This window comes from Brevundimonas sp. FG8 (assembly GCF_057808845.1).
The window spans coordinates 183,155-195,626 of the sequence record NZ_JBMDIU010000002.1 but is presented as its reverse complement, the minus strand read 5'-3'; the positions used below and the strand labels follow the sequence as shown (position 1 = coordinate 195,626).

The 12,472-nt window shown below is 66.9% G+C and carries 9 protein-coding genes; 3 read left to right on the top strand and 6 right to left on the bottom strand.

The features are described from left to right. Positions 1-20: 20 nt before the first annotated feature. Entirely contained in the window at positions 21-2,189 is a 2,169-nt protein-coding gene (locus ACODRV_RS04545) for a prolyl oligopeptidase family serine peptidase (protein ID WP_488907573.1), read from the bottom strand. Between the two features lie 100 nt (positions 2,190-2,289). Further along, positions 2,290-3,153 (bottom strand): potassium channel family protein, encoded by an 864-nt coding sequence (locus tag ACODRV_RS04540; protein WP_488907572.1) that lies wholly within the window; start codon positions 3,151-3,153, stop codon positions 2,290-2,292. A gap of 60 nt (positions 3,154-3,213) precedes the next feature. On the opposite strand from ACODRV_RS04540, the gene dapF reads away from it, so the two are divergent. Next, on the top strand, positions 3,214-4,047 hold the full coding sequence (gene dapF / locus ACODRV_RS04535; protein ID WP_488907571.1) for a diaminopimelate epimerase: 834 nt from the start codon (positions 3,214-3,216) through the stop codon (positions 4,045-4,047). Continuing rightward, on the top strand, positions 4,044-4,646 hold the full coding sequence (lepB, locus tag ACODRV_RS04530; protein WP_488907570.1) for a signal peptidase I: 603 nt from the start codon (positions 4,044-4,046) through the stop codon (positions 4,644-4,646). The genes dapF and lepB overlap by 4 nt, the downstream gene beginning before the upstream one ends. Positions 4,647-4,649: 3 nt before the next feature. On the opposite strand, the gene ACODRV_RS04525 is transcribed toward lepB, so the two are convergent. The 3 genes from ACODRV_RS04525 to ACODRV_RS04515 are packed head-to-tail and all read right to left on the bottom strand — an operon-like array spanning position 4,650 to position 8,118. Further along, positions 4,650-4,835 carry a hypothetical protein gene (locus tag ACODRV_RS04525; RefSeq protein WP_488907569.1) on the bottom strand — a complete coding sequence of 62 codons (186 nt, stop codon included), beginning with the start codon at positions 4,833-4,835 and terminating at the stop codon, positions 4,650-4,652. Next, a complete protein-coding gene (locus ACODRV_RS04520) occupies positions 4,832-6,031 on the bottom strand; it encodes a PepSY-associated TM helix domain-containing protein (protein ID WP_488907568.1) in 1,200 nt (399 codons plus the stop codon). The genes ACODRV_RS04525 and ACODRV_RS04520 overlap by 4 nt, the downstream gene beginning before the upstream one ends. Further along, a complete protein-coding gene (locus ACODRV_RS04515) occupies positions 5,941-8,118 on the bottom strand; it encodes a TonB-dependent receptor (RefSeq protein ID WP_488907567.1) in 2,178 nt (725 codons plus the stop codon). Before ACODRV_RS04515 ends, ACODRV_RS04520 begins: the two co-directional genes overlap by 91 nt. 299 nt (positions 8,119-8,417) lie before the next feature. On the opposite strand from ACODRV_RS04515, the gene ACODRV_RS04510 reads away from it, so the two are divergent. Further along, positions 8,418-10,700 (top strand): NADP-dependent malic enzyme, encoded by a 2,283-nt coding sequence (locus tag ACODRV_RS04510; RefSeq protein ID WP_141628110.1) that lies wholly within the window; start codon positions 8,418-8,420, stop codon positions 10,698-10,700. A 78-nt stretch (positions 10,701-10,778) separates the two neighbouring features. Here ACODRV_RS04510 and ACODRV_RS04505 read toward each other — a convergent pair whose 3' ends face one another. After that, positions 10,779-12,470 carry an AmpG family muropeptide MFS transporter gene (locus ACODRV_RS04505; RefSeq protein ID WP_141628109.1) on the bottom strand — a complete coding sequence of 564 codons (1,692 nt, stop codon included), beginning with the start codon at positions 12,468-12,470 and terminating at the stop codon, positions 10,779-10,781. Positions 12,471-12,472 lie beyond the last annotated feature (2 nt).

Below are 12,472 nucleotides of genomic sequence, written 5' to 3'. Positions count from 1 at the left end.
GAGGCCCTGAACCGGTCGGCCTATTGCTGCGCCGGAGAGTCCATCAGGCGGCGGGTCAGATAGGTGTACTCCAGCGCCAGACGGCGGGCCGTCTCCTGCAGGTTGGCGCCGGCGGCGTGGCCGCCGTCGGTGTTTTCATAGAACAGGACGGGATAGCCCAGCGCCTCCAGACGCGCCGCCGCCTTGCGGGCGTGGCCCGGGTGGACGCGGTCGTCCTTGGTCGAGGTGTGGATGAAGACCTCGGGATAGGGCTGGCCCGCGCGCAGGTTCTGGTAGGGCGAGTACTGCTCGATCCAGGCGCGCTGTTCCGGAATGTCCGGGTTGCCGTATTCGGCGATCCACGACGCGCCGGCCAGCAGCTTGTGGAAGCGCAGCATGTCGAACAGGGGCACCTGGATGACCGCGCCGTTGATGAGATCCGGGCGCTGGGTCAGCATGGCGCCCATGAACAGGCCGCCCTGCGAGCCGCCCATGATGCCGAGGCGGGGCTGCGAGGTGATGTTGCGGGCCTCGAGGTCCAGGGCGACGGCCTGGAAGTCCTCGTGCGCGCGCTGGCGATTTTCCTGAAGGGCCGCCTGGTGCCAACGGGGGCCGAACTCGCCGCCGCCGCGGGTGTTGGCGATCACATAGACGCCGCCGCGCTCCAGCCACAGCTTGCCGACCGTGGCCGAATAGCCGGGCAACAGCGAGCTCTGGAAGCCGCCGTAGCCGTACAGCAGGGTCGGGTTCGAGCCGTCCATCGGCATGTCGCCCTTATGGACGACGAAGTAGGGGATCATCGTGCCATCGGCGCTGCGGGCCTCGAACTGTTCGACCACCATGCCGGTGGCGTCGAATTTGGCGGGCAGGGACTTCACCACATCGGCCTGACCGGTGGCGGCGTCGGCCAGATAGAGGCTGGACGGGTTCAGATAGCCGGCGACGCTGACGAAGACCTGATCGTTCCGTTCCGAGGCCGAACCGACGCCGACCGTGACGTTCTGCGGCAGGTCCAGACGGGTCCGCGCCCACTCGCCCGAGGGATTGGGTTGGTAGACGTAAACCGAGCCGCGCACGTTTTCGTACAGGGCCACGACCAGCTTGTTGCGGGTCGCGGTGATGCCTTCGATGGCTTCCCGCTCGGTCGGGCGGATGATCAGTTGCGCGGGCGTGGCCGGGTTGGCCAGCCATTGCTCGAGGTTCCAGGCGATGACGTCGCCGGTCCTGAACTCCTGCCCCGACGGGGCGGTCCAGTCCTGATCGGTGGTGACCACCAGCTGGCCCTGCACCAGGGCGTTGATGTTCGACTTGGCCGGCAGTTGCAGCTGGGTCGTCGTGCCGTCGGCGTTCAGACGCCAGGTTTCGCCCTCGTAGAAGTTGATCCCCCGGTTGATCAGTGTCGCCTTCACCACGCCGTCGGCGTCGCGCAGGGTGTAGGCGCTGACCGAAACATCTGTCTGCTGACCTTCGAAGATGGTCGTGGCCTGTTCGATCGTCTGGCCGCGGCGCATGAGGCGGACGGTGCGCGGGTAGCCCGAGTCCGTCAGGGTGCCGTCGCCGAAGTCACGCGAGACCAGCAGGGTGTTCTCGTCGATCCAAGAGGCCCCGCCCTTGGATTCCGGCAGGATGAAGCCGTCGGCGACGAAGGTGCGGGTGGCGCGGTCGAACTCGCGCACCGTGACGGCGTCCTTGCCGCCGTCCGACAGGCTGACGAGGCAGCGGGTTTCCTGCGGCGGCAGGCAGGTCACACCCTTGTAGACCCAGTTCTTTCCCTCGGCGGTCGACAGGGCGTCGATGTCGAGGATGGTCTCCCACACGGGCTCGGCCGTGCGATAGCTGTCCAGTGTGGTCGTGCGCCAGACGCCGCGCACGTGGGTGGCGTCCTGCCAGAAATTGTCCAGCGTGCCGTCGTGGTTGAAGCCGACGCCGGGGATGCGGTCGCGAGACTGCACGATCTCCAGCGCCTGGGCGTGCAGCTGGGCGTAGCGGGGGTCGCCCTGCAGAACGCCGAGCGAATGTTCATTGTGGGCGCGGACCCATTCCATCGCCCGCTCGCCCTCGACCTCTTCCAGCCACAGATAGGGATCGGTGGCGTCTGAAGTGGCGAAGCCCGAGGGGGCGTTGGCGGAAGCGGGAGCGGTCTGGGCCATGGCGGCGCTCGAAAGGGCGGTAGTGGCGAGAAGCGCGGCGAGCGCGGCGGAACGGAACATATGGGTACTCCCCCGGAAAAGTCGCCGGCACCTTATCCGGGGGCGGAAGGTCGGCAAGGCGTTGAGGACAAAGGTTACGGCTTTGTCATGCGGCGCGGTGTCACGCGCCCTCGTCCGGAATGCACAGGATTTCGCCGCAGGCCTTGCAATGGACGGCGTCGGGGTCGTGCTTCTTCAGGCCGCATGTGGGGCAATCGTGGCTGACCTTGTGCGGGCGGAAGATGGTCTGGGCCAGCCGCAGGAACAGGGTGATCCCGGTCAGCATGACGAAGATCGACAGCACCCGCCCCCAGTTGCCCGGCAAGGTGATGTCGCCGAAGCCGGTCGTCGTCAGGGTGGCGATGGTGAAATACAGGGCGTCCAGATAGCCGGTGATGCCCGGATGCTCGCCCCGGAAGCTGGTGTAAACGAAACCCGTGACCACGAAGATGAAGGTGGTCAGCGAGGCGACAGCCTTGGTGACCTCCTCCACACGCGTGTCATCGTACTTCTGTCCAATGGTGCGCCAGAAAAACTCGGAATGGAGCAGGGTCCACAGGCGCACCAGGCGCAGGAAGCCCAGGTTGAACAGCCAGTAAGGGAACAGCAGGGTGGCCAGCACGAACAGGTCCACCCAGGTCGCGGGCTTCTTGAGCCAGTCCTTGATGTCCGTATGCGCCAGCGCCCGACCGGTCAGGTCGGCGATCAGGATCAGGGCGATGATGTAGTCGATCACATAGAAAACGATCCCCGCCTCATGCAGGATCGGTGCGGCGAGGAAGAAGGCGATGATGGCGAAGTCGATGACAATGACAGCCAGCCGGAACTTCACCGCCAGCGGGGACGCGCCGTGGTACAGGTAGCGCAGTCGGGCGCGCAGCCGCAGGCCCTCGCCCCGCGCCGGCGGTTCCGGGAATTGCGGCCCCTTGTCACCCTTGCGGGCGGCTTTTCCGACAGTCTTCCGGGCAGGCGTAGTGGTGGTCATGGCCCAGCTTAACGCGGTTCTCTCGTCTCAGCTCCAGTCTGGCCCTATATGCGAAGTGTAATGACCCGTCCCTTCCTCAAGATGAACGGCGCCGGCAACGACTTCGTCGTCGTCAATGCGCTCGAAACCCCGTTCTCGCCGACGGTTGAGCAGGTGCGCGCCATCGCGGACCGGCAGACGGGCGAGGGCTGCGACCAGCTGATCGCCATCGAACCGAGCAATAGCGCCGACGCCTTCATGCGTGTCTGGAACAATGACGGGACCATGGTCGAGACCTGCGGCAACGCCCTGCGCTGCGTCGGCTGGGTGCTGATGGAGTCCACGGGCAAGGACAGGGTGGTGATCGACACCGCCGGTGGTCCGACCGTGGCGACCCGCGCGCCGGGCGGACAGGTGACCGTCGACATGGGCGTGCCCCGACTGGACTGGCAGCAGGTGCCGCTGGCCGAGGAGATGGACACGCGAGGGATCGAGCTTCAGGTCGGCCCCATCGACGCCCCCCTGCTACATACGCCGGGCGCGGTCTCGATGGGCAATCCGCATGTGGTCTTCTTTGTCGGCGAGACGCCGGACGACGGCTTCGTGCGCGGCTCGGGCTCGCTGGTCGAGCATCACCCGATGTTCCCTGAAGGGGTTAATGTCGGCTTCGTCCACGCCCTGTCGCCGGATCACATTCGCCTGCGGGTGTGGGAGCGCGGCGCGGGTCTGACCAAGGCCTGCGGCACCGGCGCCTGCGCGGCTCTGGTCGCCTCGGCGCGGCGGGGGGTGACCGGTCGGCATGCCACGGTGGATGTCGATGGCGGCCGCCTGCTGATCGACTGGGACGAGGCCAGTGATCACGTCTTCATGACCGGTCCGGTGGAGGTCGAGCGGACGGGCGCGTTGAACCTGTGATCGCCGCGCTGCTCCTTTTCGCCCTGCTGACGGAGGAGCCTGTGCTCGTGCCTGCCGGGCATCACGCTTATCGGGTGTCTTCCGGTTCGATGGAGCCGACCCTCCTGGAGGGGGATGTCGCGCTTGCCGACCGTCCCGGCGGTGTCTGCGGAACAACCCGGCCTGTTCAGGGAGACATCGTGGTTGCGCGCACCCGAGGTCAGCCGTGGCTCAGGCGGGTCGTCGCGGGATCGGGACAGACGGTTCAGGTCATGGGCGGCGTCCTCCATGTCGATGGACAGCCGGTCAAACGCGAGCGCGTTGATCCCGCCGCCATGTCGGAGGACCAATCGAAACAGTTGTATCCGCAGGTCTCTGTCTGGCGTGAAACTCTGCCTTCCGGCCGGTCTTGGCTAATCTCGGACTTCGGGGACGGCCAAATGTTGGATGACACGCCTGAAGTTCTTGTGCCGGAAGGGCACTGGTTCGCGCTCGGTGACAGCCGTGACAATGCGGTGGATGACCGGGTTCACGGTCCGACAGCCGCGTCGGACCTGTGTGGCGTCGTGGTGTCCGTGGTGCGTTCGGACGACCCGTCACGGATCGGCACGCGGCCCTAGAGTCTAGCGAACCCGTCGGGCGATCAACGCCCAGATCGTCACCGCGATACAGGCCCCCAGACCCAGCCAGCCGATCCAGTCCCAGACGCCGTCGCCGAGCAGGGCGCCGACGAGCCCGATCAGGGACAGGAGGGCGACGACCAGCGGAACGGCGAAGATGACCTTCAGGCTGAACGGACCGGTCTTCATTTCGCACCGCGTTTCGCCGACCGATGCTTGACCCACCACAGGTAAAGCCCGCTGCCGAGAATGATGATGGTCGCCAGATCCAGCAGGGCCCAGAGGATCTTCAGCGGCAGGCCGCCATAGTCGCCGAAATGCAGCGGCTGAGACAGGGACAGGGTCTTCACATACCAGGGGGCGGGCGCGACCGCCGCCAGTTCGCCGGTGCGGGCGTCGATCAGGGCGGGCGTGGTCAGATGCTCGGTCAGCGGCGTGTCGCCGTGGAAGAAGACCGCATAGTGGTTGTCGGTCGAATAGGTCGAGCCGGGGAAGGCGACGAACTGCAGCGTCATGCCCGGCAGGGCCTGTTTGGCGCGCTCGACGGCGGCGTTGAGGGAGCTGCGCTCCGTCAGGCTGACCGGGGCGTCATAGGCGACCATTAGTTCCTTGAGAGCGTCATCCTTCCAGTAGGCGATGATCGGCACCGCGAGGGTGTTCACCACCCCGGTCACGCCCACGACCAGCACCCAGGCGGCGGTCACCACGCCCAGCAGGTTATGATAGTCGAGCCACCGCGTCCGCGCGGCCTTCGTCGCCCGCACGGTTCCGAAGGGCAGGCGTCGCATGAAGGGGGCGTAGAGCACCACCCCTGACACCAGCGCCGCCACCAGCAGCAGGCCCATGGCGCCGAGAAACAGCATCCCCGCTAGCCCCAGAAACATGTCGGTGTGCAGTTGGAGAATGAACTCCATCACCGGGTGACCGGCGACGAGTGGCGCGGCTTCGCCGGTGAACTGGTTGATCGGCTGGAAGCTGTACCGGTCGGCCGGGCCGTTCGGGTCGATGCTGGTGACATTCACCACCGGGCGCTCGACGTCGAAACTCATGAAGGCCGGAACCTCGCCTGGCTTGCGGGCGAGGGCGAGGTTCAGGACCTGGTCGAGGTTCAGTTTCTCCGCGCCCCGGGAGACGGGAGCCGTCTCGTCGTGGCCGAGCAGGACATGGTCGAGCTCATGGGTGAAGACGAGCGGAAGCCCGGTGATGCAGAGCATCAGCAGGAAAATGGTCGAGACGAGGCTCGACCATTTATGCACCCAGCTCCACGCCCGGATCGTGCCCGGCTTCATCCGGATCAGAAGTCCGTGGAGATCGAAAGGCGGAAGGTGCGCGGAGCGCCGAGCGTCAGATAGTTCGAGCCCGGATAGCCGCCGACGGCCACCCATTGATCCTCATCCGCCAGGTTCTCGACCCGTGCGCGGAGGGTCAGTGGGCGGTCACCGGCCTCGAACTCATAACGGACGCCCGCGTCGAACCGGGTCCAGCTGTCGAGCTCCAGCGTGTTGTCGGCGCTGGCGGGCTGCGAGCTGGTGTGGATCGCGCGGCCTTCCAGCGTCAGGCCGTTCACGACGGACACGTCCCACTCGACGTTGGCGTTGATCTGGAACTCCGGCACGCCGATGGCCGATTTGCCGTTCAGCGCGGTGTTCAGGGCTTCCTTGATCTCGGCGTCCAGCCAGGTGGCGCCGCCGATCAAGCGCAGGCCTTCGACGGGCTCGCCATAGACGGTCAGTTCGACGCCCCTGTTCTCCTGCTCGCCGCCCGAGCTGTAGACACCCGTGCCCGGGTCGAAGGACTCGCTCGGCAGGGTGGTGCGGAAGACGCTCAGCGTGCCGCCGAACGAACCGGCGTCGTACTTCACGCCGACCTCGGCCTGTTCAGCGCGGAACGGATCCAGCACCGTCCCCGGGTTGGTCACCGGCACGCCGTTGACGACGCCCGGCGCGATCTTTCCGGGGATCAGCGCTTCGGCGTAGTTGGCGTAAAGCGAGATTGTATCGCTCGGCTTGTAGACCAGCGCGAAGACGGGGGTCACCGCATCGGCGGTGTAGGGCGTGTAGGCCGAGCCGTCGGCATAGGCGTAGGTTCTGGTCTCGATCTCCTGATAGCGGGCCCCGACCGTCGCCAGCAAACGACCGTCGAGGAAGGACAGGATGTCGGCGACGGCGAAGCTGGAGGTCTTCACGCGCTCGGTCACGTGCGGATCGTCCATGTCGCCGGACAGGATCGAGGCCGCCGGGGCCGGAACAAGGGTCGGGTTGTAGAGCGTGCCCATGGCGAAGCCCGAGAAGTCGGACGCCGCCCAGGCATTGCGCGACTTCAGTTGCACTTGCGAGGCCGACGCCACGAGCGTGTGGCCGACCGGGCCGGTGGTCAGTTCGGCGCGAAGGCCGATGTCGCCCGACCACACGGTGTCTTCACGCACGTTGTCGAAGCGATAGGCGCTGATCGGTCCATCAGACTGGGCCGTGGGGTTGGCCAGAACGTTCTCTTCCGTGCCGCGGCGTCCGCCGATCGCCGCCCAAGCGGTGACGTTGTCGGTCAGGTCGAACTCGCCGCGCACGGCTCCGAACAGCTGTTCCTCATCCGTATAGGTCCAAGACTGGCCGAAATTGCTGTCCGCCGATGGGGCGGTCGGGAGCGACGTGCTGCCGAAGGCGGGCGTCACGCTGGGACGCGGCGCGTCGATGCGGTGGTTCTGCCAGCCGAAGTCAGCCGAGAAGCGGGCGCGGTCGCCACGACGGTCGAGGCCCAGGCCGATGACCTGAAGCTCGCTGTTCTGACGGTCGATGGAGCCTTCGCCGTCGCGCGCGGCGACGTTCAGGCGGCCACCCCACTCGCCGCTCTCTCCGAAGCGTCGCGAAAAGTCGCCGGCGGCGTAGAGGGCGTCGCCACCGTCCCAGCCAAGAGTGACGCGGTTCAGGGGAAGGTCTCCGGCGCGTTTGGGTGTCAGGTTGAAGGCGCCGCCGACGCCGGTGCCGCCCGGAGCGGCGCCGTTCAGGAAGGCCGAGGCGCCGCGGAACACCTCGACGCGCTCGACCAGTTCAGCCGCTACGAACTGGCGCGGCAGAACGCCGTACAAGCCGTTCCAGGTCATGTCGTCCGAGTACACGGGGAAGCCCCGGATGACGTAGAGTTCCTGGAAGTTGCCGAAGCCCTTGGACACGCGGACGGTCGGGTCGTTCTGAAGCACGTCGCCGATGCTGACGGCCTGCTGGTTGCGGACGAGCGCTTCCGTGTAGGCGGTGCTGGAGAAGGGCGTGTCCATCACATCCAGCGAACCGAACAGGCCGACGCGGCCGCCGGTCGCAACCTGGCCGCCCGCATAGGCGGGGGCCTGGCGGACCTGGGAGCCGGTGACGATGACGTCGTCGAGTTCGGCGGCTGAGGCGGCGTCCTGCGCGAAGGCGGGGGCCGCGATCAGGGCGGCGCCGGCGGCGGTGGACAGCAGAAGAAGGGAGCGGAGGGTCACGGGATCTGCCTTGGGGGAGGGCTGATATTGAGAACGGGTCGCACTAACAGCGACGCTCCCCGGACACAACCTTGGCCGTAGTGGTTTGGCGCGCTGATCGGGCTCAAGGTGCGGGAATCCGCGCAATTGCGAGCCGTCCTGTCACATTTTCCGGACAGGATGGCGGGCGGCCGGCCGGGAAAGCCTGTCCGGCCGGGTTTGCGCCTTCCCTTGCGTCAGCGGTTGTCGCGCCGGGTCCCGCGCACTAGGAACGGGGCCACAGACGACCTGCGACCTTGCGACCGGAAACGCCGAAAGCCATGCCCGACCTGACAGACAAACAGACCTTCTCCGACGAGGACGCGCTGGACTTCCACCGCCTTCCCACGCCGGGCAAGATCTCGATGGCGCCGATCAAGCCGATGGCGACCCAGCGTGACCTGTCGCTGGCCTATTCGCCCGGCGTGGCCATCCCGGTGCTGGCGATCGCAAAGGATGCGGACAAGGCCTACGACTATACGTCCAAGGGCAATATGGTCGCCGTCATTTCGAACGGCACGGCCATCCTCGGCCTCGGCAACCTCGGGCACATGGCCTCAAAGCCTGTGATGGAGGGCAAGTCGGTCCTGTTCAAACGCTTCGCCGATGTCGACAGCTTCGATGTGGAGGTGAAGACCACCGATCCGGAAGAGTTCGTCACCGTCGTCAAGAACATCGGAGACACCTGGGGCGGCATCAATCTGGAGGACATCAAGTCCCCGGAATGCTTCGTGATCGAGAGCGAGCTTCAGGATCTGCTCGACATTCCGGTCTTCCACGACGACCAGCACGGCACGGCGATCATCTCCACCGCCGGCCTGATCAACGCCTGCCACGTCGCGGGCAAGCGTCTGGAAGACGTGAAGGTCGTCCTGTCCGGCGCCGGCGCGGCGGGCCTGTCGTCCATCGCCCTGATGAAGGCGGCGGGCGTGAAGGCCGAGAACACCGTGATCGTCGACCGTGACGGCGTGGTCTTCAAGGGCCGCGAGCACGGCATGGACCAGTGGAAGGCCGCCCATGCGACCGATACGCCCCACCGGACGCTGTCCGAGGCCATGGTCGGCGCTGACGTCGTCATCGGCCTGTCGGCCAAGGGCGCGATCACCAAGGAGATGGTCGCCACCATGGCGCCCAATCCGATCATCTTCGCCATGGCCAACCCGGACCCGGAAATCCTGCCCGAGGATGTGCTGTCGGTCCGCACTGACGCCATCATCGCCACCGGCCGGTCGGACTACGCCAATCAGGTCAACAATGTTCTGGCCTTCCCCTATCTGTTCCGCGGCGCGCTGGATGTGCGCGCCCGCCGGGTGAACCACGAGATGAAGGTCGCCTGCGCCCAGGCGCTGGCCGCCCTCGCCCGCGAGGATGTGCCCGACGAGGTCGCCGCCGCCTACCGTGGCCGCAAGCTGAAGTTCGGCCGGGACTATATCATCCCGACCCCGTTCGATCCGCGTCTGATCTGGTTCATTCCGCCCTTCGTGGCCCAGGCGGCCATGGACACCGGCGTGGCCCGCCAGCCGATCGCCGACATGGATGAATACCGCGCCTCCCTGCGCCAGCGCCTCGACCCGTCGGCGGCCCTGATGCAGAACATTTCCGGCGCGGTGCGCGCCGCCCCGAACAAGCGCGTCGTCTTCGCCGAGGGCGAGGAAACCTCGGTCATCCGCGCCGCCTGGGGTTTCAAGCAGGCCGAACTGGGCACGCCCATCCTGCTGGGCCGCGAGGAGCTGATCCGCAAGAACGCCGCAGACGCCGGTCTGAATTTCGATGACATGGGCATCGAGATCGTCAACGCCCGCATCAGCGACCGCAACGCCGAATACACCGAATGGCTCTACGCCAAGCTGCAGCGCCGGGGCTATCTGCGCCGTGACGTTCAGCGGATGATCAATCAGGACCGCAACTACTTCGGCGCCACCATGATCGCGCGCGGTCAGGCCGACGCCATGGTCACCGGGGTGACCCGCAACTTCAATATGGTGCTGAAGGAGGTCCGCCGCGTTCTGGACGTGAAGGAACGGATGATCGGCCTGTCGGTCCTGCTGGCCAAGGGCCGGACCCTGTTCGTCGCCGACACCTCGATCCATGAGCTTCCGGACGCCGAGGAGCTGGCCGAGATCGCCATCCAGGCGGCGGCTACGGTGCGCAAGCTGGGCAAGACCCCCCGCGTCGCCTTCCTGTCCTACTCCACTTTCGGCAACCCGCCGGGCGAGCGGGGCGAGAAGGTGCGCGAGGCGATCCGCATCCTCGACAGCAAGGGCGTGGACTTCGAGTACGAGGGTGAGATGCCGCCGGAACTGGCTCTGGAGCCGGAACTGCGGGGAGCCTATCCGTTCATGCGCCTGACCGGTCACGCCAACGTTCTGGTCATGCCGGCCATTCATTCAGCCGCCATCTCGACCCGTCTGGTGCAGGCGCTGGGCGGAGCGACCGTGATCGGCCCGCTGCTGGTCGGCCTGGAGAAGTCGGTGCAGATCGTTTCGCTGGGCGCCTCGGTCAGCGAGATCATCACCGCCGCGACCTTCGCCGCCTATGAAGACGGCGCCGAAGGCGAGGAGTAAGGCCTGAAGTCCGGGCCGATCAGGCCCGGAACGAAATCGGCCAGGTTGGACGCGGTCCAGCCTGGCTCCGATTCCCCTTCAGCCGATCAGGCTCCGGGCGTCGACCTTGCGACGCTCGACAATACTGCCGCGCACCCACTCCAGGATACAGAACACGACGGCCAGCAGGCCCAGCCAGGCGGCGATGGCGAACATCGGCGCATAGCCCTGTGCATCGACCAGCTCTCCCAGCGCGCCCCGGCCGAGCGTGCCGATCAGCAGGGCCAGCGAGATGAAGACCGCGAACTGAACCGCACCGAAGGTCTTGTTCGACAGGGCGGACAGATAGGCCACGAAGGCCGCGCCGGCGAAGCCGCCCGCAACGTTCTCGCCCGCGATGGCCAGCATCAGGCGGGCCAGCGGTTCGCCGATATGGAAGACGGCGAACAGGTCGTACAGGTGCGTCGCGCGCATGAAGCCGCCGATCACCGGCGCGCCCATGGCCAGATCCATCATCAGCAGATTGGTGGCGGCCGACAGGATCGCGCCGATCAGCAGGCTCCACATCCGGCCGATGACCAGAAGCGCCCAGCCGCCCAGCGCGATGCCGGCGATGGTCATGAAGACGCCGAAGGTCTTGGACGCCAGCGCCACTTCCGCATTGGTGTGGCCCAGCGCGCCGCCAGTGTCCCCCATGTAGAAGGGGAAGGCGAATGGACCCCAGACGCCGTCGGTGATGCGGTAGGTCAGGATCAGGCCCAGAACGATCAATGCGCCCCAACCCAGCCGTCCCATCAGTTCGACCAGCGGCGCCAGGATGGCGTCATAGAGGGTATCAGCCAGTTTCGGCCGGGCGGAGGCTTCCTCTGCGGTTGGTCCGCGACCCTTCCAGACAATCAGGCCGGCGAGGGCGGCGGGCAGGATCACGGTCGCGCCGACGATCCACGGCCCCCACGAACCGGTAAATGCGCCCGCGCTCGGCGCCGGCGAAGTGGTCAGGGCTGTGACCATGAAGCGGAACAGCATGAAGGCCGCCCAGGCCCAGGCCGACAGGGTGGCGATCAGGACAATCAGGCGCAGGCGCGGCGACCCCCGACGTTCGCGCGCTACGGCAGCGCGGGAGCTGGCTTGGGGTTCGGGCGCGATCAGGGTGCCCATGACGCCCACGCCCATGAGGACAGCGCCGACGATGAAGACCCCTGGCCAGCCCAGAACCGTCGCCAGCAGCAGTGCGCCGGCTCCGCCGGTCAGGGCGGCGGTGCGATAGCCGAGTTGGTAGATGGTCGACAGCAGGTCGATGGGCGTCGTCTCATCGGCGACCTCGATCCGCCAGGCATCGATGACGATGTCCTGCGTCGCGAAGGCGAAGGCGCCCAGTGCAGCCCCCATGGCCAGCGGTCCCAGCACTCCCGTGTCGGGATGCGACAGAGCGACCAGCCCCAGGGCGATGGCGATGATGACCTGAAGGACGATCAGCCAGCTGCGCCGGCGGCCGAACCGCTTGCCGATCACCGGCGGGGTCCAGCTCACGACGGGCGACCACAGGAACCGGAAGGCGCCGAACAGACCTATCCAGCTCAGGACGCCGATGGTCGCGACCGGAATTTCGGCCTCGGTCAGCCAGGCGTTCAGCGTGCCGATCAGCATGGCGAAGGGCAGGCCCGCCGAGAAGCCCAGCAACAGCATCGCCAGTGTCCGGCGTTCGCGGAAGGCGGCCTTCAGGACGGCCAGACCCTTGGGCGCGGGCGGCGGCGAGGCGGCCTCGGTCGCGGGCGTCGAGCTGTCGGTCATAG

What these genes read in the sequence shown, in the direction of transcription:
- ACODRV_RS04540 (WP_488907572.1), bottom strand. Translation starts at nt 3,153, where the DNA reads ATGACCACCACTACGCCTGCCCGGAAGACTGTCGGAAAAGCCGCCCGC.
- ACODRV_RS04545 (WP_488907573.1), bottom strand. Translation starts at nt 2,189, where the DNA reads ATGTTCCGTTCCGCCGCGCTCGCCGCGCTTCTCGCCACTACCGCCCTT.
- ACODRV_RS04505 (WP_141628109.1), bottom strand. Translation starts at nt 12,470, where the DNA reads ATGACCGACAGCTCGACGCCCGCGACCGAGGCCGCCTCGCCGCCGCCC.
- ACODRV_RS04510 (WP_141628110.1), top strand. Translation starts at nt 8,418, where the DNA reads ATGCCCGACCTGACAGACAAACAGACCTTCTCCGACGAGGACGCGCTG.
- dapF (WP_488907571.1), top strand. Translation starts at nt 3,214, where the DNA reads ATGACCCGTCCCTTCCTCAAGATGAACGGCGCCGGCAACGACTTCGTC.
- ACODRV_RS04525 (WP_488907569.1), bottom strand. Translation starts at nt 4,835, where the DNA reads ATGAAGACCGGTCCGTTCAGCCTGAAGGTCATCTTCGCCGTTCCGCTG.
- ACODRV_RS04520 (WP_488907568.1), bottom strand. Translation starts at nt 6,031, where the DNA reads ATGGGTGGCCGTCGGCGGCTATCCGGGCTCGAACTATCTGACGCTCGG.